At 72.1% G+C, this 23,157-nt stretch carries 10 protein-coding genes; 2 read left to right on the plus strand and 8 right to left on the minus strand.

Features of this window, described 5'->3' with window-relative positions:
- The 3 genes from ABT324_RS31650 to ABT324_RS31660 all read right to left on the minus strand — a co-directional run.
- A partial coding sequence (locus ABT324_RS31650; RefSeq protein WP_351184965.1) for an AAA family ATPase occupies window positions 1-2,552 on the minus strand: 2,552 nt, incomplete at its 3' end.
- Between the two features lie 63 nt (window positions 2,553-2,615).
- Window positions 2,616-3,602 (minus strand): quinone oxidoreductase family protein, encoded by a 987-nt coding sequence (locus ABT324_RS31655; protein WP_351184968.1) that lies wholly within the window; start codon window positions 3,600-3,602, stop codon window positions 2,616-2,618.
- Window positions 3,603-3,705: 103 nt separating this feature from the next.
- On the minus strand, window positions 3,706-4,140 hold the full coding sequence (locus ABT324_RS31660) for a Fur family transcriptional regulator (protein ID WP_502949828.1): 435 nt from the start codon (window positions 4,138-4,140) through the stop codon (window positions 3,706-3,708).
- A 325-nt stretch (window positions 4,141-4,465) separates the two neighbouring features.
- Here ABT324_RS31660 and ABT324_RS31665 point away from each other — a divergent pair, with 325 nt between their 5' ends.
- The gene (locus tag ABT324_RS31665; protein WP_351184971.1) at window positions 4,466-5,650 is read left to right on the plus strand and encodes a cytochrome P450; all 1,185 of its coding nucleotides are present in this window, start codon (window positions 4,466-4,468) and stop codon (window positions 5,648-5,650) included.
- A gap of 24 nt (window positions 5,651-5,674) precedes the next feature.
- On the opposite strand, the gene ABT324_RS31670 is transcribed toward ABT324_RS31665, so the two are convergent.
- The 5 genes from ABT324_RS31670 to ABT324_RS31690 form a co-directional block, all read right to left on the minus strand.
- Window positions 5,675-7,363 (minus strand): phytoene desaturase family protein, encoded by a 1,689-nt coding sequence (locus ABT324_RS31670; RefSeq protein ID WP_351184974.1) that lies wholly within the window; start codon window positions 7,361-7,363, stop codon window positions 5,675-5,677.
- A gap of 2 nt (window positions 7,364-7,365) precedes the next feature.
- The gene (locus ABT324_RS31675; RefSeq protein WP_351184977.1) at window positions 7,366-9,021 is read right to left on the minus strand and encodes a phytoene desaturase family protein; all 1,656 of its coding nucleotides are present in this window, start codon (window positions 9,019-9,021) and stop codon (window positions 7,366-7,368) included.
- A complete protein-coding gene (locus tag ABT324_RS31680) occupies window positions 9,011-18,241 on the minus strand; it encodes a non-ribosomal peptide synthetase/type I polyketide synthase (protein ID WP_351184980.1) in 9,231 nt (3,076 codons plus the stop codon). Before ABT324_RS31680 ends, ABT324_RS31675 begins: the two co-directional genes overlap by 11 nt.
- Window positions 18,242-18,821: 580 nt before the next feature.
- Window positions 18,822-20,006: a cytochrome P450 gene (locus ABT324_RS31685; RefSeq protein ID WP_351184983.1), complete on the minus strand. Its 1,185-nt coding sequence runs from the start codon at window positions 20,004-20,006 to the stop codon at window positions 18,822-18,824.
- 133 nt (window positions 20,007-20,139) lie between these two features.
- Window positions 20,140-21,777, minus strand: coding sequence for an ABC-F family ATP-binding cassette domain-containing protein (locus tag ABT324_RS31690; RefSeq protein ID WP_351184986.1), 1,638 nt, complete (start codon window positions 21,775-21,777; stop codon window positions 20,140-20,142).
- A gap of 490 nt (window positions 21,778-22,267) precedes the next feature.
- Between ABT324_RS31690 and ABT324_RS31695 the strand changes: the two genes are divergently transcribed.
- On the plus strand, window positions 22,268-23,107 hold the full coding sequence (locus tag ABT324_RS31695; RefSeq protein ID WP_351184989.1) for an SAM-dependent methyltransferase: 840 nt from the start codon (window positions 22,268-22,270) through the stop codon (window positions 23,105-23,107).
- The last annotated feature ends 50 nt before the right edge of the window (window positions 23,108-23,157 follow it).

Here is a 23,157-nt window from a genome sequence, read left to right on the forward strand (position 1 = left end):
CGACCGTTGGTCGTCGCCGCGCTGCGCCGGGCGGTGCGGACCAACCGCGCGATCTCCTCCGCGACCCCCGGTGCCGTGGTGAAGCCCGCTTCGGCGGCCTTGCGCTCGTACAGCTCCACGACCTGCTCGTCGGTGAGGTCCGGGAAGCGCACCACCTTCGGGAAGCAGGCGGCCAGCTCCGGGGTCGCCTTCAGCAGCCCGTTGACCGCCGCGTCCGGACCGCACAGGACCACCAGCAGGTCCTGCTGGCGCGCGTGCAGCCCGGCCAGCAGCGCGTCGATCACCGCCCGGTTGCGGGACTGGTCGACGTCGATGCCGGGCCGGGCGAGGGTGCCCGCGTCCTCGACGCACAGCACCCCGCCCGAGGCCTGGTCGATCGCGCGCTGCACCCCGATTGCCGCCTCCGCCACGTGCCGCCCGGCCAGGTCCGCGCAGTCGACGACCACCAGGTGGCCGGAGGACAGCAGGCCGAGGTCGGCGCACATCCGGCCCAGGATTCCCGCAGCGGTCGTCTTCCCGGTTCCCGGCGCCCCGGTGAACACCAGGTGCCGGAGTCGGGTCGCACCGGGCATCCCGGCCTTGCGGCGCAGCTCCGCGGCGCGCCCCTCGGCCAGCACCAGGTCCAGTTCGCGGCGCACCGATTCCAGTCCGACGCAGTCGGCGAAGTCGGCCCCGCGGGTCGGGGGTGCGGGCAGGTCCCGGCGCAGCACCTTGAGCTGTCCGCTGCTGCTCCGGGCCCGCGCGGCGGCCACGGCACGCTCCGCCACCTGCTCGACCAGCCGGGCGCCGCGCAGGTTCTGCTGACCGACGGCCGCCAGCCGCGCCCCCTCCCGGGCCGCGGCCTGCGCGACGGCCGCACCGCGCCGGGCCACCGCGCGCTGGAACAGCTCGACCCGCGCCTGCTGGGTGAACGGGCGGGTCCCGGCCACCCGGAACTGGTGCAGCAGCGCCGGGTTCACCGCGGCCACCCGGTCCGCTCCCCCGGCCCGGCACACCACGATGACGTGCAGCTCCGGCAGCCGGTTCAGCAGTCGCCGCAGCTCCTCCAGCAACGCGCTGCCGCACCACTCCAGTCCCGTCATCTGGTCCAGCCCGTGCACCACCAGCACATCGCGCGGGCCGAGGGCGTAGGTCTTCTGCTGCAGGTGCACGACGGCGTTGCTGACGTCCAGGCTTGCGAACTCGGCCTCGGACACCCACACCTCCTGCCGGTGCCCACCGGCCTTGAGCAGGGCACCGCGCAGCATCCGCACCGCGGTGCCCCGGCCGGTGCTCTCCGGGCCGGACAGCAGCACCCGCACCGCCGTGCTGCGGCCAGCCCGGAGGTCCGCCAGCTCGGTACGCACCACCTGCGCCAACTCCGGCTGGCCCACCAGCTCCGCGGCCGGGTCCTCGGTGGCCTCGTGCAGCTGCTCGCCGGAGGTCAGCTTGGCCACCAGCGGGTTGACCACCCGGCGCGGCCGGGTCAGCACCCGCAGCTGGTACTGGAACCCCCGGATCAGCGCGTCGCAGCTGGGCGTCACCACACCGCTCGGCAGGCCCTGGAGCACGCCGGTGATCCGCATCGCCATGTCCAGCCAGGCCCGGCAGACGTCCACCTCACCGGCCAGCACCGCGCGCCCGAGCCAGGCCAGCACCTGGTTGTGCCAGCGGTCGGCGTTGAAGCCCTCCCGCAGGCCGGCGAACATGCTCTGCACGACCTCGAACACCGGTCGCCCCGTGGTGAGCGCCAGCTCCACCGGCACTTCGACCAGGTCGGCGTGCAGGACCAGGTTGGCCAGGGCGACCTCGTGCTCCACGGCGGGGACGATGTCGGGGACGGGACCGGCTCCCGCCGTGCTCGGCACGCGTTCCAGCAGCCGCTGGTGCGCGGCCAGGAAACCCGAGCACGCCCAGTCCAGGTAGCCGACCGGGCCGGTCAGCTCGGGCAGCGCCGCCAGGACCGGCTCGTCGGCGCGCTCCGCCCAGGTCTCCCGCAGCGTCGCGAGCGGTTCGACGAGGTCCTGCTTGGCCAGTGCCGGGTCGGCCGCGCGCAGGTCGTGCAGCGCGATCAGCGCCTGGCGGCGCGGTTCGACGGGTTCGAGCCCGGCGAAAACGTCCAGGCAGCGGCGGGCCAGGTCGAAGGCCACCTCGCGCAGCTCCGGGTCGTCACCGGCGGCGGTGAGCAGCCATTCCGCCGGTGGCCGGAACAGCGAGGTGGTCGCGCTCCAGGACCAGGCGCGGTTGGGTGGCCAGGGTTGGGCGACGAACCCGCTCAGCGCCTCGCACTGCACGTCGGCGGAGTTGCCGCCGCGCACCGCCACCGTGCCGAGCAGGAACTCCAACAGGCACCACAGCTCGGCGCCGACGACCGTGGTCCCCTCGGCGTAGAAGTCGGGCAGCGCCACCGGCAGCCGCTCGGCCGCCGGGTCGCGGTTGAGCTCCTCCGCGCGCGCCCAGATCTCCTCGTACAGCCCGTCCGGGACCCGCCACGGGCCGTGCGAGTACACGTCCAGCACGGGTTCGTCGGACATCAGCAGTTGCAGGTGCTCGGGCAACGTCGGTCGGTCCACGATCGGCCAGACTACTTCCGCCCCCGGCCCGCTCGGGGCCGAACCCGGACTCGGCCAGCCGGGTCAGGGCACCGCCAGGACGATCTTGCCGACGGTCTGGCCGGTGCGCAGCCACTCGAGGGCCTCCGCCGCCCGCGCCAGCGGGAAGACCTCGTCGACGACGGGCCGGATGCGGCCGTCGGCCACGGCGGGGACCACCTCCGGGACCAGCCCGGCGACCATCACGCCCAGCTCGGCCGGGCGGGCGAACCCGAACGACGCACCCCGCAGGTGCAGGTGCCGGTGGGACAGGTGGTCCAGGTCGATGGTGGACTCCGCCCGGTCCAGGCGGCCGATGTTGACCAGGTGCCCGTGGCAGCGGGTGGCTGGCAGGCACGCGGCGAACAACTTCCCGCCCACGTGGTCGAGGACGACGTCCACGCCCTGCCCACCGGTCGCCGCGAGCACCTCCTCGGTCAGGTCGTCGCCGGGGCCGACGACGGCCACGTCCGCCCCGGCGCTGACCAGCAGTGCCTCCTTCGCCGCGGTCCGGGTGGTCCCCACGACCGTCGACGCCCCGAGCACCTTCGCGATCTGCACGCCGAGCAGCCCGATCGCTGAGCTGGCACCGGTGACGAGCACCGACTGCCCGGCCCGGAACGCGCCCAGCCGCAGCGCGCCGTGCTCGGTGAGCAGTCCGGTGGGCAGCGACGCGGCCTCCTCGTGGTCGATCGTGTCCGGGACCGGCAGGACGTGCCGGTGGTCGGCGACCACGTGCTGGGCGAAGCTGCGCGGTTGGGTGCCCATCACACGCTCGCCCACCACCACCCCGGTGACACCCGGGCCGACTGCGGCGACCTCCCCAGCGAACTCGTAGCCCGCCCGGTACTCCTCCCCCGTGCCGCCCGAGGTGGGGTCGGCGGCGGCGAGCACCGCGGCGTCGGCGTTGTTCAGCGCGGCGGCTCGGACGCGCACCAGCACCTGCCCGGGCCCGGCCTCGGGCACCGGGACCTCCCGGACCTCCCACCCGGGGCCGGTGCCACCGACCAGCGCGGTCATCGTGGCAGGCATGGGGACTCCTTGGTGACCAGGAGGTGGCTGCGCCGCTGATCTCCTCCCAGGATGGACGCCGCCTGATCCGGGCGCACGCCACCGGCCCGCCCCGCGGGCGGGTTCACGGGGAGGTCGTGCCGGGGGTGCAGTCCGGGCACAGGCCCCAGTAGATGACCTCGGCCTCGTCGATGGTGAAGCCCCGGGCATCGGAGGCGGTCAGGCAGGGCGCGGTACCGATGGCGCAGTCGACGTCGGCGACCACCCCGCAGGACCGGCACGCGAGGTGGTGGTGGTTGTCCCCCACCCGCGCTTCGTAGCGGGCCAGGGACCCCATCGGCTGGATGCGGCGCAGCAGCCCCGCAGCGGTCAGCGCGCGCAGCACGTCGTAGACGGCTTGGTGGGACACCTTCGGCAGCGCCTCCCGCACCACACCGGTGATCGACTCGGTGTCGGAGTGCGGGTGCTCGTGCACGGCGGCCAGCACCGCGACCCGCGGCCGGGTCACGCGCAGCGCGGCCTCGCGCAGCAGGCACTCGAGGTCGGCTGTCGTGGGCACGAACCCCATGCCTGCCGGGTTCGCGGACTGGATCAAGCGCGTTGCGCAACCTCGACATGGTTTCGATCAACACTGAAGTTATCGACGTTCATGAACCGCAACATCTCCTGCCGCCGCGATCCGCGCCGGGTCGACCACGACACACCCCCACCGATCCCGGGACCGTGCGGACATCCGCCCCCTCCGCACCAGGTCCCGTACCCGCTCAGCGGTGAATGTTCAACGACCGGAACGAGATCTACCCAGACGTGTCCACTGTAGATGTCGATCCGATCGGGTTTCGCTATGTTCGCGGTGCCCCCTTGAACCGCAGTGAGGAGACGCGATGAGCCTGTCCCGGGAACTCCCGATCCACATGCAGCGCAACGGAATCGACCCACTCCCGGAACTGAGCGCGATCCGGCAGCACGACGGCGTGGTGCGCAGCACCAGCCCGTTCGGCATGGACAGCTGGCTGGTGACCCGCTACGCCGACGTCCGGTGGGTGCTGTCCGACTGGGAGACCTTCAGCAACGTCCTGCCGATCTACTCCGCCCAGCCCGGAGGTGACCAGGGCGAGCAGGGGATGCGCCGGGACGGCAACGTACTCATCGTCGACCCGCCGGAGCACACCCGGTTGCGGCGGACCGTCGCACCGGAGTTCACCGCCCGGCGCCTGAGCCAGCTGGAACCGCGCATCACCCGCATCGTCCACGACCACCTCGACGCGGTGGAGCGCACCGGATCGCCCAGCGACCTGGTCACCACGTTCTCCATCCCGGTGCCCTCGCTGGTCATCTGCGAACTGCTCGGCGTCCCGCACGAGGACCGCGAGGACTTCCTGCGGCACACCAACGGCTTCCTCAGCACCGCCTTCACCGACGAGGAGCGCAAGGCCCTGCACGCCGAATCGCACGCCTACCTCGCCCGGCTCGTCGCCCGCAGCCGGGTCGAGCCCGGCGACGGGCTGCTGGGCCGGGTCACCACCACGCACGGCGACGAGCTCAGCGACGCCGAGATCGTCGGCCTGGTCAGCCTGCTCCTGCTGGTGGGGCACGAGACCACCACGGACATGCTGTCGCTGGGCGTGCTGGCTCTGCTGCGGCACCCCGAGCAGCTCGCCCGCCTCCGGCAGGACCCCGAGCTCATCGACCCGGCGGTCGAGGAGCTGCTGCGGTGGCTGACGATCGCGCACGTCAGCACCACCAAGGTCGCCACCCGGCGGGTCGAGGTCGCCGGGCAGGTGATCGAGGCGGGCGACTTGGTGATGTGCTCGTTCCCCGCGGCCAACCGCGACCCGGACTTCGTGGCGCAGCCCGACGAGCTGGACATCACCCGCGCCCCGTCCCGGCACATGGCGTTCGGGCACGGGGCGCACCACTGCATCGGTGCGCCGCTGGCCCGCCTGCAGCTGCGGATCGCGCTGCCCCTGCTGCTCGACCGGTTCCCCGGGATGAAGCTGGCCGCCGACCCCGAGTTCCGCACCGGCCACCTCACCCACGGCCTGAAGTCCCTGCTGATCGCCTGGTGAACCGCGAGGTGGTCCGGTGTCGGATCACCTCGCCGCCGCGGCCCGGTCCCGCTGGGCGCTCCCCCGGCCCACCGGGATCACCAGGTGGGTCGGGGCGGGTGCGCTGTCGTCGATGCTCGCGGTGAACTCCCGGCCGTCGTCGCGGCAGACGAATTGCATCACCTGCCGCCCCGCGGCGGCGGCCCGGATCAGCCCGCCGGTGGTGGCCCACACCCCCGAGAGGTAGAAGTTCGCCAGGCCCGGCAGCCGCGGTCCGTGCTTCTTGATCACCTTCTCCATCGTCTCGCCGCCGTCCACGAACGGCTGCCAGCCCAGCACCGTGCCGTTGTAGTTGCCGGTGTAGCGGACCTGGGTGAGCGGCGTGGATATGTCCCGGACGGTGACGGCGTCCTTCAACCCCGGGTAGCGCTCGTCGAGGAAGTCCACGATGACGTCCTTGACCCGACGCTTGGCGGCGTAGTAGGCGGTGCCACGCCGCACCGACAGGGTGTGCCGGGGCTCGCCCTTGCGCATCCGGGTCGCCTGCTCCGGCCCGACCGCCAGCTCCCGCCACGGCGCGATGTCGCAGAAGTAGGTGGCGTAGACGATGGTTCGGCCCTCCGGCGCCAGCTCCGGGTAGTGCTCGCTGCGGAACTGGACGTTGATGCTGGGGTGCCGGATGCCGGTCAGCTGCGCGGCCACCTCCTCGTCGAGCAGGTGGGTGGTGCACGGTTCACCGTCCGGGAACGTCCGGTCCAGGCCCAGGAACAGCGCGAAGTAGCCCGGGAAGATGTTGCCGGGCTCGTCGATCGTGCTGGTGTAGAGCTCGCGGTGGGTGTCGGTGAGGTAGCGGCCGCCGAGCAGCTTCATCGTGGTGGTGTGGCCGTCGCAGGCCGACACCACGATGTCGGCGCGGAACTCGCGCCCGTCGCTGAGCCGCACCCCCACCGCGCGGTCGTCCTCGACGAGCACCTCCTCGACCTTGGCGTTGTAGCTGATCCGGCCGCCGAGCCGCCGGTAGCGGCGTTCGATCGACTCGGCCAGCCCCAGCGAACCGCCCTCCGGGACACCCGCTGAGCGGTTGGCGTGCGCGGCGAGCTGGAAGTAGAAGGGCAGCACCGGGAACGCGGCGTGCTTCTCGTAGAGGATGAAGTTGAACGCCTCCCGCAGCAGCGGGTCGCGGAACTTCGCGGAGTAGTCCGTCATCAGGGTGCCGATGGTCTTGCGGATGAGGTTGAAGTACGGGGCGAAGGAGGCCAGCATCCGCCAGCGCTCGAAGGTGCCCATCAGGCCGACCGGTTTGAGGAACGGGTAGACCGGCAGCAGCTTGCAGAACTTGCGCAGCCCGTCGCAGAAGTCGCCGATGAGCTTGGCGTCAGCCGGGGAGATCTCCAGCAGGTGCGCCTGCAGCCGGTCCGGGTCGGAGTAGAAGTAGACGGCCCGGCCGTCGCGGCCGCGCACGATGTTGAACACGTCGAAGTGGCGCATCTGCTTGCCCTGCAGGGCGCCCAGCTCCAACCAGATCTGGTGCATCTCGTTGCCCGGGCCGTTGCCGAGCAGCCAGCTCACGCAGCAGTCGAAGGTGAACTCCCCCTTGTCCCAGGCGGTGCAGCAGCCACCCGGGATCTCGTGCATCTCGAAAATCTGGCTGCGGTACCCGTTCATCTGGGCGTAGCACCCGGTGGACAGGCCACCCAGCCCGCCACCGATGATGATCATGCTCTGCCGCGACATCCTCAGGCCTCCTCGGTCAGCTGCATCGGGCGGACGTCCAGTTGTGGTAGGTGGCCGAGCATCACCGGCCGCCAAGGTCGGTCGTCGGTGCTCTCCCAGGCCCGGAACGGGATGCCGAGCTCCTCGCACAGGAACTGGATCGCGAACCGCCCGCTGGAGGCCACCTTGATCAGCCCGCCGCCACCGACCCACTGCCCGGCCATGGAGAACCCGGCCAGCCCGGGCAGCCGCATCCGCTGCCGGTTCACCAGGTGGGTGGCCAGGTCGTCGGCCTCGGTGAAACCGATCCAGCCGAGGATGCTGCCACCGTGGTTGCCGGTGTAGCGGTGGTTGGTCGTCGGCGTGGCCACGTCGACGACGTCGATGCGCCCGGCGATCTCCGGGTGGCGCTGCTCGAGGAAGCGCCGGACGAAGTCGGCGATCTCGCGCTTGCGCGCCCAGTACTCGCGCCGCGCCCGGCTGCGCAGCTCCCGCCAGTACCCGTAGTCGCTGAAGTAGGTGCAGTGGAACAGCGACTTGCCCGGTGGGGCGCAGCCCGGCCAGTAGCGCGACCGCAGCTGGACGACGAGGCTGTCCTGCATCACCCGCGGCAGCCGCGCGCTGTCCTGCGAGGAGAGCAGGTACGTGGTGCTGTGCGGGGTGTCCGGCGGCAGCTCGCCGTCGACGCCGACGAACACGGACATCATGCCCGGGTAGACCGCTTCGGAGCTGTGCAGCAGCTCGCCGTACAGCTTGTCCACGACCGGGCTGGTGTACACGCCGCCCAGGAGCCGGTAGATCGTGGTGTAGCCGTCACAGGCCGAGATGACGTGGTCGGCGTAGTGGCGGGTGCCGTCCTTGAGCTCGACCCCCACCGCCCGGTCGCGCTCGACCAGGATCCGCCGCACCCGCGCGCGGTAGCTGATCTTGCCGCCGAGCGTGGTGTAGCGGTGCTCGATGGACCGCGCCAGCCCCAGCGAACCACCCTGCGGGACTCCGGCGTTGCCGTGGTGGGCGCAGGCGATGTTGTACAGGTACGGCAGCAGCGGGAACTGCTTGTGGTCCTGGAAGAAGACGTTCGGGAACCCGCGCCGCAGCAGCGGGTCCGCGAACTTGGCGCTGAAGTGGGCCATCTGCCGCGCCGAGTTCCGCCAGAACAGGAAGAACGCCGGGAGCACCTGGCGCAGCAGGGCCAGCCGCTCGGGCAGCGTCCGCAGCGGCGGCGGGGTCAGGAACGGGAAGACGTCGACGTCCAGGAAGCGCCGCAGTTCCCGGCAGAACGACCTGACCAGCCGCGCGTCCTTCGGCGAGAGCGCCAGCAGGTGCTGCTCCAGCCGGTCCGGGTCGGAGTAGAACCGCACCTCCCGCCCGTCCTCGGCGACAACCCGGTTGAACACCTCGAAGTTGGTGATCTCCTTGCCGTCCAGTGCCCCGAGCTCCCGCCAGATCTGGTTGGCCTCGTTGCCCGGCGCGGTCCCGATCAGCCACTCGATGCAGTAGTCGAAGATGTAGCCCTCCCGCGACCATGCGGTGCAGCACCCGCCCGGCAGCACGTGCTTCTCGAGGATGTGGCTGTCCATCCCGGACATCTGCGCGTAGCAACCGGCCGCCAGGCCCGCGATCCCGCCGCCGATGATGAGCACGCTCGGCCGACCGGTCCGGCTCGCCTCACGCCTCACGACCCGGGCCTTCCGAGAGGATCTGGCGCACCAGGACCGCGTTGGCCGGCAGGTGGGCCTCGTCGAGCATCTCCGCGTGCTCGCCCGAGCCGCGGTGCACGTCGCTGCGCGTCGCGGAGCTGCCGTGCCAGCTGCCCGGGGCGCCGGTGGCGTACTGCTCGGCCTTGACCTCGTCGGAGATCACGCTGACCGCGGCGCGCACCGTGCCGGTGTTCGGTGTTCGGCTGCTGTAGTCCAGGTAATCCCTCGCCTGCTCCCGCGTTTCGGCCGCCACCACCTCCGATCCGGTGTGCTTGCGCAGGTGTTCGGCGAGCTCGGTCTCGAAGGCCTCCAGGTGCTCCTCCCCGAGCTGGAAGGACTCCCCGATCCGGTAGGAGTCCACGATGATCACGTCGGAGACCTCCCGGCCGCGCCGCTCCAGCTCACCGGCCACCTCGAAGGCCAGGTTGCCGCCCAGCGAGTAACCCAGCAGCGCGCACCGGCCGTCGGGTTGCAGGTCCTCCACCAGGTCCGCGTAGCGGGCCACCTTGTCGTCGCCGGTCAGGTAGTTGAACGCCACCACGCGGTGCTCCGGCAGGTGCTCGGCGAAGGTGCGGTAGACCAGGCCGTGCCCACCGGCGGGCGGGAAGCAGAACAGCGGTGCGCCGAGGTCGCCGAAGGTCAGGTAGGGCTGGGCGCCACCGATCCGCCCGGTGATGATGTGCTCCAGCGTGGTCGCCATGCCCTGCAGCGTGGTGACCTTGAACAGTTGGCTGACCGGGATGCTGATGTTGAACTCGTGCTGCAGGTGGTGGATGAGCTCGATCAGCCTGATGGAGCTGCCCCCGACCTCGAAGAAGTCGTCGCGCAGCCCGACCTCCGGCAGGCCCAGCACGGACTTCCAGTGCTCGGCCATGCGCTGCTCGAACAGCGTCACCGGCTGCTCGTCGGCGTCCTCGCGGGTGATCTCCGGTTCGGGCAGCGCGGCGAGGTCGACCTTGCCGTTGGTGGTCAGTGGCAGCGCGGGCACCTCGACCAGGTGCGCCGGGATCATGAACGTCGGCAGGTACTCCGCCAGGTGCCTGCGCAGTGCCCGCACGTCCAGCGCCGTCCCCTCGGCGGGCACGCAGTAGGCGCACAGCTCGGTGCCGCCACCGGCTCCCGCGCGGGTGGTGACCACGGCCTGCGCGACCCCTGGCCAGGCGGCCAGCCGCGCTTCGATCTCACCGGTCTCGATGCGGTGACCGTGCACCTTGACCTGCGAGTCGACCCGGCCGAGCAGGTGCGCGGTGCCCTCGGCGTCCCAGCGGGCCAGGTCGCCGGTCCGGTAGAGGCGCACTGGTTCGCCGCCGAGCACGCGGGTGGCGAAGCGCTGCGCGGTCAGCGCCTCGTCGAGGTAGCCGAGGGCCACTCCGTCACCGCCGACCCACAGCTCGCCGGGCACGCCCGGCGGTACCGGGCGCCCGTGCCGGTCGAGGATGTAGAGCCTGCTGTTGGGCAGCGGCCGACCGATCGGCACCAGCTGGCCCGGCGCCAGGTCGTCGGTCGACCCCTCGAAGTAGGCGCTGTCGATGGTGGCTTCGCTGAGCCCGTAGGAGTTGACCACGCGGGTCCGCGGCCCGCACAGCGCCCGCAACCGCTGGTACTCCTCGACCTTCCACGCATCGGAACCGACGACCAGCAGCCGCATGAAGTCGAGCCGGTGACCGGCGCGTTCGCAGTGCTCCACCAGCCCGCGCACGACCGCGGGTACGAACTCGGCGCAGTCGACGCGCTCGGCACGCATCACCTCGTGCAGCCGGGCGGTGTTGAACAGCAGGTCCCGGTTGACCAGCACGAGGGTTCCGCCGGAGCACAGGGCCCGCACCAGGTCGCCGGTGAACACGTCGAAGGCGGGGCTGGCCAGCTGCAGGTGCACGTGGACGTCCTCGCCGAGCCGGTACTCCGCGTCCCAGGCGTGGTAGGCCGAGGACAGGTTGCGGTGGCTGACCCGGACGGCCTTCGGTCGGCCCGTCGACCCCGAGGTGTAGATGACGTAGGCGGGTGCCTCCGGGTCCAGCGGGCGGTCGGCGGCCGCCCCGTCTGCCTGGGCGCTCAGCTCGGCCGGGGTCAGCACGACGCCCGCACCGCCCAGCTGGTCGCGGTGCACCTCGTCGACGACGGCCAGCACCGCTCCGGCGTCGCGCACCATGTCGGACAACCGGTCCGCCGGGTGGTCCGGGTCGAGGGGCAGGTAGGCGCCACCGGCGTGCAGGACCGCGAGCAGGGTGGTGATCAGCTCCGGCGACTTCTCCATGCACAGCGCGACGACAGCACCGTTGACCACGCCGAGGTCGCGCAGCCGGTGCGCCATCCGCCGGGACTCGCGTTCCAGCTCCCCGTAGCTGAGCCGCCGCACCTGCCCCGACTCGGTCGGCATCGACACGGCGATCGCGTCCGGGTCCTCCGCGGCCGCCCGGCTGATCAGGTGGTGCACCGGCACGTCGTCGGCCGCCCGCCGGATGGCGCCGCTGAAGTTCGCCACCAGCTGCTGGGCCTCGGCCTCGTCGAGCATCTGGACCTGCGTGGCGGGTTCGGCGGCAGGCGTGCTGGTCAGCGACTCGACCAGGTTACGGTAGTGCTTGGCGACGCGGCGGATGGTGCCGGGCCGGAACAGGTCCGAGTTGTACTTGAAGACGCAGTGGAACTGGCCGTCCGCCTCGTCCTCGTAGGCCGACAGCGTCAGGTCGAACTGCCCCTCCTCCTCGGGCAGCTCGATGTAGTCCAGCCGGTAGCCGTACTTCTCGGTGGCCACCTTGTGCACCAGCAGGATGAACATGGCCTGGAACAACGCCGAACGGCTCGGGTCGTGCTTGCCGCCGAGCTCGTCCACCAGCAGCACGAACGGGTACTCCTGGTGGTCCAGCCCGTTGAGGACGGTCTCGCGGGTGCGGGCCAGCAGCTCCCCCACCGTCGGATCGCCGTGCAGGTCCACGTGCAGCGGCAGCGGGTTGATGAAGTAGCCGTACACCGAGGCGAACTCGTCCTGGGTGCGGCCGCTGACCGGGCTGCCGACGATCACGTCGTCCTGCCCCGAGTACCGGCTCAGCAGCAGGGTGTAGGCGGCGAGCAGGACCACGAACACGGTCACGTCGTGCTCGCGGGCCAGCGCGTGCACCCGCGCGGTCAGCTCCTGGTCGAGCACGAAGAACTCCGAGGCGCCGTTGTTGGTCTGCACCGGCGGGCGCGGGCTGTCGGTGGGCAGGTTCAGCACCGGTGGTTCGGCGGGCAGCGCGCTGCGCCAGTACTCGAGCATCCGGCGGGCGTCGTCCCCGGACAGGAACTTGTTCTGCCAGTTGAGGAAGTCCAGGTAGGTGGCCGCGACCGGGGGCAGTTCGGCGCGGCGCCCGGCGCGCAGCGCCTCGTAGACCGCGAGCAGCTCCTCGATGAAGGTGAACGTGGAGATCGCGTCGGAGATGATGTGGTGCACCGCCTTGGTGATCACCCACCGCTCCGGGCCGCGCCGGAACAGCCGGAATCGGATTAGCGGGTCGTTCTCCAGGTCGTAGGGCTTGCGGTACTCGTGGATGATCAGCTGGTAGACGTCCTCCCATGGCTGGTCCTGCACGTCGAACAGCTCGACGTCGGGCTTGACCTCCGCGGAGATCCGCTGCACCGGTTCGCCGTCGACGAGCGCGAAGTTGGCCCGCAGGCTCGGGTGGCGGGCCAGCATCGCGCGGAACGCCTCGAACATCAGGTCCGGGTCGAGCGCGGTGCGCACCTCCACCGCGCCGCCGATGTTGTAGGCGAAGCCGTCCGGGTTGAGCTGCTTGAGGAACCACAGCGCCTGCTGGTTCTGCGTCAGCGGGTACTGCCGCTCGTCGCTGTGCACCTCGACCTCCGCGCCGGGACCGGTGTCGGTGCCGGAGGCGTCGAGCTGCTCGTGCAGCCGCTCGACGAGCTCGGTGACCGGGGAGCTGCCCAGCAGGGCCACCACCGGCAGCGCGACGCCGAACTCGGCGTGGGTGCGGGCGCGGACCTCCATCGCCAGCAGCGAGTCCAGTCCGAGCGCGTTGAGCCCGGCGTCCTCGTCGACCTGCTCGGGCCGCACCCGCAGCACGGCGGCGACCAGCTCGGTGAAGTGCCGGGTGAGCAGCTCGCGCCGGTGCTCCGGTGCGGTGCCGCGGAACTCCTCCAGGAAGCCGCCGCCCGCCTCGGCGCGGTCAGCGGCTTCCGCACCCAGTTCGGCCACCAGCGCGGGCGGCGTGGGGTACCAGGACAGGAACACCGGCCAGTCGACGATGGTGGCCACCAGCAGCTGCGCGTGCGCCTGGTCGAGGACCCGTTCCAGCACGTCCATCCCGGCTTCCGGGGACAGCGAGCTCATGCCGCGGTTGGTGCGGTAGTGCTCGACCAGGCCGAGGTCGGCGATCATGCCGGTGGCCCACGGCCCCCAGTCGATGCTCAGCGCCGGCAGGCCCAGCGAGCGCCGGTGGTGGGCCAGCGCGTCGAGGAAGGCGTTGCCCGCCGCGTAGTTCGTCTGCCCCGCCGTGGTGAGCACCGAGGCGAAGGAGGCGAACAGCACGAAGTGGTCGAGCGGTTCGTCCCGCAGCTGCCGGTGCAGCACGGTGGCGCCGATCGCCTTGGGGTCGTGCACGGCGTCGAAGGTCTGCCGGTCCATCTCCGGCAGCAGCGTGTCCGCGACGTTGCCGGCGAGGTGGAACACCCCGCGGATGGGCGGCAGGTCCTGCTGCCGGTAGTCGCCGAGCCAGGCCGCGAAGGCCGCCTCGTCGGTGATGTCCAGCGAGGCCAGGAGCGGTTGCGCGCCGAGCGCCTCCAACTCCTTGACCAACGCCACCTTCTGGCCGACCGGGGTGTCCGGGTCGACCTCCCGCCAGCGCTCGCGGGCGGGCAGCTCGGTGCGGCCCACCAGGACCAGCCGTCGGGCGCCGCGCCGGGCCAGCGTCCGGCACGCCAGCCGACCGAGCGCGCCGAACGCGCCGGTGACCAGGTAGGCGCCGTCCGGGCGCAGCCGCAGCGGCAGTGGCTTCAACAGGTCGTCGGGCCTGCGGAGGCGGCTGGTGCGGCGGCGGTCGCCGCGCAGCGCGACCTCCTCCTCGTCGTCGGTGCTGATCTCCCGCAGCAGCGCGGCGGCGTCGGCGGCCACGTCGGTCCCGGCCGGGTCGAGGTCGATCAGCTTGACCGCGTTGGCGGGGAGCTCCTGCTGCCGCAGCACCCGGCCAATTCCCCAGCACGGAGCGCCCAGCGGCTCGACCTCGTCCTCGGCGGTCACCGCCTGCGCCCCACGGGTGACCACGTGCAGCCGGGCTGGGGACTGCTCGGCGCTCAGCGCCTGGGCCAGCGCGATCAGCGAGTAGGTGCCTTCGGTGCGCTGGCGCGCGAGCTCCGGTTCCCCGGCGGTCTCGAACTCCGGCCGGTCCAGGTTCCAGAGGTGCACCACGGTGTCGACGGGCCCGGGCAGTTCGGCGAGCAGCCGCTGGAAGTCCTCGGCGCTGCCCGGCACGACCTCGGACGCGTGCTCGCCGCGGCGGAGGGCGGCGCCGGGCCGCACCAGGTGGCACCGGCCACCCCGGGCGGTGACCTGCGCCGCGAACTCCTGGCCGAGCCCCTGGGAATCGGCCAGCACCAGCACCGCACCGGGCGCCCCGGGGGATTCGCCGAGGTCCGGGGCCGGGATCCAGGTCGGGGCGAGCAGCCAGCCGTCGATGGTGGCCGTGGCGACACCGGCCGAGGCCTGCTCGACGTCCGCGGCGCGGAAGCCGTCGATGTGGCCGAGCACGGTGCCGTCGTCACCGTGCACGGTGATCTCGCCGATGAGCTCGTCGCCGTCCCGGCGCACGATCCGGGCGTGCGCCCAGATCGGCTGGTCCCCGATCGGTTCGGTGCGCACCTCCGCGATGGACAGCGGCAGCCGGATGCCAGTCTTCGGCACGTCCTCGGCGGTCAGCGGGGTCAGCAGGGTTTGGAAGCAGGCGTCCAGCAGCGCCGGGTGGAAGTGGTGCTCGACGGAGCCGCTGAGCGCCTCGCTGGGCCGGATGCGGGCCAGTGCCTCGTCCGGTCCGATCCACACCTGCTCGATGCCCTGGAACGCCGGACCGTAGTGGTAGCCGAGCTCGGCCAGCGCCGCGTAGCAGGCCGGGCCGTCCAGGTGCCGCGGGCAGCGGGCGCGGACGGTCTCGGCGTCCAACCCCGCGCGCGGCCGGGGCGGGCGACCGGTGCGCAGCACCCCGGTGGCGTGCACCGAACGCCGGTCGTCACCACTGACCGTGGCGATGGCGAACTCGGCGTCGGCGGTGCAGGACAGCTGCACCTTCCGAACCTCGTCCTCCGGCAGGAAAAGCGCCTTGCGCAGTTCGACGTCGGCCAGCGCGACCGACGTGCCGCCGGTCATGGCCCGCACCGCCTGCGCCGCCATCTCCAGGTACCCGGCGGCGGGGAACACCACGTCGCCCTGGATCCGGTGGTCGCGCAGGTAGGGCGCCTTCTCGACGTCGAGGGACGCCTCCCAGGCCGGTTCGGTGGTGGGCATGCGGCGGCCCAGCAGCGGGTGGTCGAGGCGGCCGAGCCGGACCTGCGCGACCGCTTCGGGCTCCACCCAGTAGCGGTCGCGGCGCCACGGGTAGGTCGGCAGCGGCACCGCGCGACCGCCGGGTTCGAGCACGCCCCAGTCGATGCTGACGCCGAGGTTGTGCAGGTCGGCCAGCGAGGTGGTGAACCGCTCGGCCTCGTCCTCCTCGCGGCGGATCGAGGGCACCGCCGCGCCCTCGACCTGCTTGTCCAGCAAGCACTCCCGGATCGAGTGGGCCAGCACCGGGTGCGGCCCGACCTCCAGGAACAACCGGTACCCGTCGTCGACGAGGTGGTCCACCGCCGCGCGGAAGCGGACGCTGTCGCGGACGTTGCGCCACCAGTAGTCGGCGCCGAGCTCCGGGCCGTCGGCGGTGCCCTCCTGACCGGTCAGGTACAGCGGCACCTGCGCCGGGCGCGGCCGCAGACCCTCCAGTGAGGACAGCAGCTCGTCCTTGATCAGGTCCATCCGGGCGCTGTGGTAGGGGACCCGGACGGAGAGGAACTTCGCGAACACCTGCTCCTCGCGCAGCTCGTCGGCGAGCGCGGCGAGCGCGTCCTCGTCCCCGGCGAGGGTGCACGCGGCGGGAGCGTTGATCGCAGCGACCGACACGCGGTCGCAGAAGCGCTGCACCCGCCGCCGCGCCTCCGCCTCGGACAGGCTGACCGCCAGCATCGTGCCGGTGCCGACGAGCTTCTGCTGGAGGCGGCTGCGGTGCACGATGATCCGCACCGCGTCGGCCAGGTCGTAGACCCCGGCCTCGTGGAACGCCGCCACCTCGCCGGTGCTGTGCCCGACGATGGCGTCCGGCCGCACCCCGTGGTGCCGCCACAGCGCCGCCAGCGCCACCTGGATGGCGAAGTTGGCGGGCTGGGCCAGCCAGGTTTCGGCCATCTGCGAGTCGGCCTCGTCGGCCGTGAGCTCGGTCAGCAGGGACCAGCCCGCGAGCCGGGCGATCTCCCGGTCGCAGCGCTCGATCACCTCGCGGAAGACCGGTTCCGCGGCCAGCAGCTGGCGGCCCATCGCCCACCACTGCGGCCCCATCCCGGTGAACACCCACACCAGCCGCCGCTCGTCGCGGCACTGGCCGGTGCGCGCCAGCGGGTGCGCCTCGCCGCGCGCGCACTCGGCCAGCCGCTGCGCCAGCTCCTCCTTCGAGGAGTACACGATGGACAGCCGGTGGTCGTGGTGCTGGCGGCGGTGCGCCAAAGTGTGGCCGAGGTCGGCCAGGTCGAGCTCGTCGAGCCGGTCCGCGATCCGCCCGGCCAGCTCCGGCAGGGCCGCCGGGTCGCGCGCGGTCAGCGGCAGGACGCGGTGCTCGCGCCCGACGGGTCGCCGGTCGGGTTCGGGCCGCTGGGGCGCTTCCTCCAGGACGACGTGGGCGTTGGTGCCGCCGAAGCCGAAGGAGTTCACCCCGGCGCGGGCCGGGCCCTCGTGCTCGGGCCAGTCGGTGAGCCGGTCCGGGATCTCGTAGGGCTGGGCCGCCAGGTCGATGTCCGGGTTGATCCGGTTCAGGTTGATGTGCGGCGGGATCTTGCGCTCCGCCAGCGACAGCGCGGTCTTGATCAGCCCGGCCATCCCGGCGGCCGATTCGGTGTGCCCGATGTTGGTCTTGACCGAGCCGACGTAGCACCGCTGCCCCGGTTCGCGCCCGATGGCCAGGGCCCGGCCCAGCGCGTTGGCCTCGATCGGGTCGCCGACCGGCGTGGAGGTCCCGTGCGCTTCGACGTACTGCAGGGCGCCGGGTTCGATGCCCGCCTCCGCGCAGACCCGCCCGATCAGCTCGACCTGAGCCTCGGCGTTGGGCACCGTGATCCCGTTGGTGCGACCGTCCTGGTTGACCCCGCTGGCGGTGATCACCGCGTGGACCGGGTCCCCGTCGCGCAGTGCGTCGTCGAGGAGCTTCAGCGCGACCACCGCGACGCCCTCAGCGCGCACGTAGCCGTTCGCGTCGGCGTCGAAGGTCCGGGACTGGCCGTCCGGGGAGAGGAAACCGCCCTTGGTCTCCGCGATGGTGTACTGCGGGGCCATGTGCAGCAACGTGCCCCCGGCCAGCGCGAGGCTGCTCTCACCGCGGCGCAGGCTCTGGCAGGCCAGGTGCACCGCCACCAGCGAGGAGCTGCACGCGGTGTCGATGGAGACGCTCGGTCCGCGCAGGTCCAGGCAGTAGGAGATGCGGTTGGACGCCATCGTCATCATGGTGCCGGTCGCGGTGTGCGCGGCCAGCGTCTCGAAGCCGAGGTCGGCGAACTGGACGATCTTGTAGTCCAGGGTGAACGCGCCGACGAAGACGCCGACATCGCGGCCGGCGAGCTCGTCGGGCCGCTGCCCGCCGTCCTCCAACGCCTCCCACGCGACCTCCAGCAGCTTGCGCTGCTGCGGGTCCATGTGCTCGGCCTCGCGCGGGCTGATCCCGAAGAAGGCCGGGTCGAACTCGTCGAAGCCGGTGATGTATCCGCCGCGCCCGCCGACCAGGCGCCCGGGTTTCGCCTTGTCCTGGCTGCCCAGCGTGGCCACGTCGTAGCGGTCCACCGGGGTGGGCTCGATGCAGTCCTTGCCCTCGGCCAGGTTCTGCCAGAACGACCGGTGATCGGAAGCGCCGCCGGGGAAGCGGCAGCCGATGCCGATGATCGCGACCTTGGTGCCGGGAGCAGGGTTCTGCGGGTTCACCATCGTTTGATTCCTCAGGTCGGGCGCGGTGGCGCGAACATGTGAAGATCACTCGAATGTTGTGGGTGCGGGCCGACTGCGGGGGCGAACGGTGGTCATCGACCGACCGGGCCGGTGCGAACTCGAGCAGCGGAGTTCCCGCGAGCAACGCGGGCGGCGCCGAGGAACTGCCGGATGCGTCGGAGCGTCCGCGGAAGTCCTTCGAGTGCAACGAGATTCGGGTTGCCGCGCGGGTCTCCCCCGATTCGCATCGAATCCCCCGTCTCGCGTCTTGACGATCTCCGCACACATCAATACCGGGGAACTGGGGACCCCACCACCTGACTCCTCCTTCCAGGTGGATCAAGCGGAATATGCCGCGAAACGCGAAGAAATCTTGCTGTTGTCCGCGCTCCCCGCGCGCGGCGGAGAAGATCACCCGACCTGGCGAGGGATGCGATGAGCGACCTCCAGAAGTGCTCCTCCAGCGGAGCACACGTGCAGACATGGGGAAAGCCCACCGGAAGTCCTATGTGGACTTCGTGTTTCCGGCAGGACGGACCAACCTGGAGCGCCGAGCGGTGGCGCGGCAGCGGGAACCCGGTCAGTCCCAGTCGACCGGGAGGCTGTGCACGCCGTAGTTCACCGTGGCTTCGCGGATCTGGACCTGGTCCGGCTCGACCGCGAGCCGCAGGCCCGGCAGGTCCCGCGCCAACCCGGACAAACCGGTGCGCAGGACGGTGCGGGCCAGCTGCGCCCCGAGGCAGTGGTGCACGCCGTGGCCGAACGCCACGTGCCCGCTCGCCGAGCGGGCGATGTCCAGCCGGTCCGGGTCGGGGAACTGCGCCGGGTCGCGGTTGGCCGTCGACAGCGACAGTACGACCAGATCGCCGCGGCGGATCGTGGCACCGCGCAGCTCGACGTCGACCAAGGCCACCCGGACCACGCCGAACTGGATGATCGCCAGGTAGCGCAGCAGCTCCTCCACCACCCCGTCGGCCAGCGACGGGTCGTCGCGCAGCGCGGCGAACTGGTCCGGGTTGGACAGCAGCGCGCAGGCGCCCAGCGCGAGCGCGCTGGTCGTGGTGTCCTGCGCCCCGGTCACCAGGACGATGACCATGGTGATGACCTCGTCGGTGGTCAGCTCGTCGTCGGCGACCAACGCGCTGATCAGGTCGTCCCCGGGCCGTTGCGCCTTGCCGCGCACCAACTGGGCCACCAGGTCGCGCAGTTCCGCCCACGCGGTGGTCCCCAGTTCGTCGCCGAAGGTGAGCATCCGCTCGACGGCCCGGCGGACACCGGCCTCGTCGGCGAGCCGGATGCCGAGCAGCTCGCAGATCACCTCGTCGGTCAGCGGAGCGGCGAAGGACGTCACCAGGTCGGTGGGGCCGCCGGTGCGCCGCAGGGCGGCCAGGCGCTCGTCGACGAGCTGCTCGACCCGCGCCCGCAGCACCCGCATCCGGCGCGCGCTGAACCAGGTCGCGAGCTTGCGCCGGTAGCGCGTGTGCTCCGGCGGGTCCAGCACGCTGAACATCCCGGCCGGTGCTGGCACGGCCTCATCGGGAACGGTCGGGAACAGCTGCAGGTCCAAGCGCGTGCCGAAGCGCGGGTCGACCAGCACCTCCCGGACGAGCGCGTGGCTGGTCACCAGCCAGCCGCCGCGCCCACCGGGGCAGTGCAGGCGCGCCAGCGGTCGCTCCGCGCGCAGCTCCCGCAACCCGTCGTGCGGGTCGAACGGGCAGCTGCGCGTGGTCGGGTGCACCACCGGTTCCGGTAGTACTTCGGTCATCTCACGCTCCAGGAACTCCGCCGGACGGACCGGTTGGCATGATCCACCGCCCCGCCGGGGCGGGCACCACGAGTCACCCGACCAGTCCGCCCCCGGTGGCGTGAGCGCTGGGCGCGGCGGAGTTCGGACCACCTCAGGTGGCGCGCACCTCCTCGCGGGTGGTCTCGCGCAGCGCCCCGTCCAGCAGCAGCCACCGGGTGATGCCGATCGACTCCAGGAACGGCACGTCGTGGCTGGCCACGACGAGCGCCCCCGGGTAGGACGCCAGGGCGGTGCTCAGCTGGCGGGTGCTGGCCATGTCCAGGTTGTTGGTCGGCTCGTCCAGCAGGAGCAGCTGCGGTGCCGGTTCGGCGAGCAGGAGCGCGGCGAGGGTGGCGCGGAACCGCTCCCCACCGGACAGCGCCGCCACCGGCTTGTCCGCACGCTCCCCGGTGAACAGGAAGCGGGCCAGCCCGGCCCGGATCCGGTTGTTGGTCGATCCGGGCGCGAACCGCGCCACGTTCGCCACGACGCTCGACTCCTCGGCCAGCAGGTCGAGCCGCTGGGGCAGGAAGCGCAGCGGGACGTGCACCACCGCCTCGCCGGACAGCGGCGCCAGCTCACCGGCGAGGGTGCGCAGCAGCGTGGTCTTGCCGGACCCGTTCGGCCCGACCAGCGCGACCCGCTCCGGCCCGTGCAGGTCGAACCCGCCCGGCGCCTGCGCTCCGTGGCACAGGCGCAGCTCGCGCGCGGTCAGCACGGTGCGCCCGGTCGGCACCGCGGTGCGCGGCAGGTCGATCCGGATCTCGTCGTCTTCGCGCACCGCCTCCGCCGCCTCGGCCAACCGCTCTTCGGCCTCGGCGAGCTTCGCCTCGTGCATGATGCGGTGCTTGCCCGCCGACACCTGGGCCGCGCGCTTGCGCTGCGCCATGACCACCTTCGGTTCGCGCTTGGTGTCCCACATCTTCTGGCCGTAGCGCCTCCGCCGGGCCAGTTTGACGTGCGCGTCGACCAGCTCGCGCTGCTGCTTGCGCAGGTCGGTCCCGGCGACGCGGACCATCCGCTGCGCGGCTTCCTGCTCGACCGCGACGGCTTCCTCGTACGCGGTGAGGTCGCCGCCGTACCAGCTGATCCCGCCGTCCCGCAGGTCGGCGATCCGGTCCACCTCGGTCAGCAGCTCGCGGTCGTGGCTGACCACGACCAACACCCCGGGCCAGGCCGCGACCGCCGCGCGCAGCCGCCGCTTGGCCTGGCGGTCGAGGTTGTTGGTCGGCTCGTCGAGCAGCAGGACGTCGGGCCGGGCCAGCAGCAGCGCGGCCAACCGGAGCAGCACCGACTCGCCGCCGGAGACCTCGCCGATCGTCCGGTCCAGGCCGACGTGCCCCAGACCGAGGTCGTCGAGCACGCCCGACGCCCGCTCCTCCACGTCCCAGGCCTCGCCGATCGTGGAGAAGTGCTGCTCGCGCACGTCACCGGCCTGCACGGCGCGAAGTGCCGCGCGGATCCCGGCGATGCCCAGGACCTCGTCGACGCGCAGACCGGTGTCCAGCGCGACGTCCTGCGGCAGGTAGCCGACCGCACCGCTGACGCGGACCACGCCACCGGTCGGGGTCAGCTCCCCCGCCAACAGCTTCAGCAGCGTGGACTTGCCCGAGCCGTTGAGCCCGATCAGCCCGGTGCGGCCGGGGCCGAAGGACACCTGCAGGTTGGTGAAGAGGCGGTCGCCGTCGGGCCACTCGAAGCTGAGCTCGACGCAGCCGACGCCGGGGTGGTGGTGCGGGGACGATGACATGAGGACCTCCTGCAGCCCGCGTACGAACGGTGTGCGCGACACGTTCGAGACGCCGCGGGCGACGCAGCGCAGATCCACGCCCGGTGCACATGGGAAGACGGCTCACGCAGCAGAGGTCGCAACCGGTCCCGGGCTCGGTCGAGCCAGGGCACAACGGCGTCTCGAGGACCTCAGATGAACAACGTCTCTCCCCAGGGGCGGCAGCAGAAGCACGACGAAGCTACCGCCACCCCGAGCAGGGGTCAACGGATTTTCTCCGCGCCCGGGTACCCGGTGCCGAGGTGTTCGCCGGACGCCGCAACGACGATGTCCAGGACCACCAGGCGGGTCCGGGCCCGCGGCGCCCCGGCGCGCTGGTCACCTCTCGCACCGGAACCCGGCCGATCGAGTCGTACCGCGGACGGTCCGGGTAACCCACCTGGACCAGCGCGCGCCACACCATTCAGCCGAACGGCACCTGAACGGGCACTGACCGGTTACCGTGGGCGACATGCATCAGAAATCCCGGGACGCGGAGTTGGCGGCCAGGGTCTCGCACGCGGACCTCGACAGCCCCAACATCGCTCGCATGTACGACTACTTGCTCGGCGGATCGGCGAACTTCGCGATCGACCGGGAAACCGCGGAGCGGGCGCTGGAGTTCGCCCCGACGGAGCGCGACTACTGCTACATCAACCGCGGCTTCCTCGGCCGCGCGGTGCGCTTCCTGACCACCGAGGCCGGGATCGACCAGTTCATCGACCTGGGCTCCGGCGTGCCGACGGTGGGCAACGTCCACGAGATCGCCCAGGCGCACAACCCGGAAGCGCGCGTGGCCTACGTGGACTGGGAAGCCGTCGCCTGCCACCACGCCCGGCACCTGCTCGGCGACGACGAGCGGGTGACAGTCACCGAAGCCGACGTCTGCGACCCCGACGCGGTGCTCAACGCCCCTGGCGTGACGGGCTTGCTGGACTTCTCCCGGCCGGTGGCGGTGCTGGCCTTCGGCATCCTCGACATCATCCCGAGCCCCGACGGCGCGTCGCTGGTGGCCCACTACCGGGACGCCTGCGTGCCGGGCAGCGCGCTGGCAGTGTCCAACAACGCCCAGCTGAGCCGCACCGACGAGGAGATCGCCGAGCTGCGCGCGCTGCTGGCCGAGACCTCGACCCCGCAGATGCACATCCGCAACGCCGAGGAGGTCGCCGCGCTCTTCCCCGGCTACACGCTGGTCGAGCCCGGCGTCGTCCCGGCCGCCTACTGGCGCCCCGACCACCCGGTCGACGACGCGGCGGCGCGTCGCGGCAACGTCCTGGGCGCGGTCGGCCTCCTCGACCCGAAGCCCGCCTGACCCGGCTCAGGCCACAGTGGACTGGCCGCGGGCGGCGGGGCGCACCCCCC

It is taken from the genome of Saccharopolyspora sp. NPDC000359, from assembly GCF_040300525.1.
In the GTDB taxonomy this organism is placed as follows: Bacteria; Actinomycetota; Actinomycetes; order Mycobacteriales; family Pseudonocardiaceae; genus Saccharopolyspora.

Coding starts and splice junctions, on each gene's coding strand:
- ABT324_RS31655 (WP_351184968.1), bottom strand. CDS start 3,602: ATGCCTGCCACGATGACCGCGCTGGTCGGTGGCACCGGCCCCGGGTGG.
- ABT324_RS31665 (WP_351184971.1), top strand. CDS start 4,466: ATGAGCCTGTCCCGGGAACTCCCGATCCACATGCAGCGCAACGGAATC.
- ABT324_RS31670 (WP_351184974.1), bottom strand. CDS start 7,363: ATGTCGCGGCAGAGCATGATCATCATCGGTGGCGGGCTGGGTGGCCTG.
- ABT324_RS31680 (WP_351184980.1), bottom strand. CDS start 18,241: ATGGTGAACCCGCAGAACCCTGCTCCCGGCACCAAGGTCGCGATCATC.
- ABT324_RS31685 (WP_351184983.1), bottom strand. CDS start 20,006: ATGACCGAAGTACTACCGGAACCGGTGGTGCACCCGACCACGCGCAGC.
- ABT324_RS31690 (WP_351184986.1), bottom strand. CDS start 21,777: ATGTCATCGTCCCCGCACCACCACCCCGGCGTCGGCTGCGTCGAGCTC.
- ABT324_RS31695 (WP_351184989.1), top strand. CDS start 22,268: ATGCATCAGAAATCCCGGGACGCGGAGTTGGCGGCCAGGGTCTCGCAC.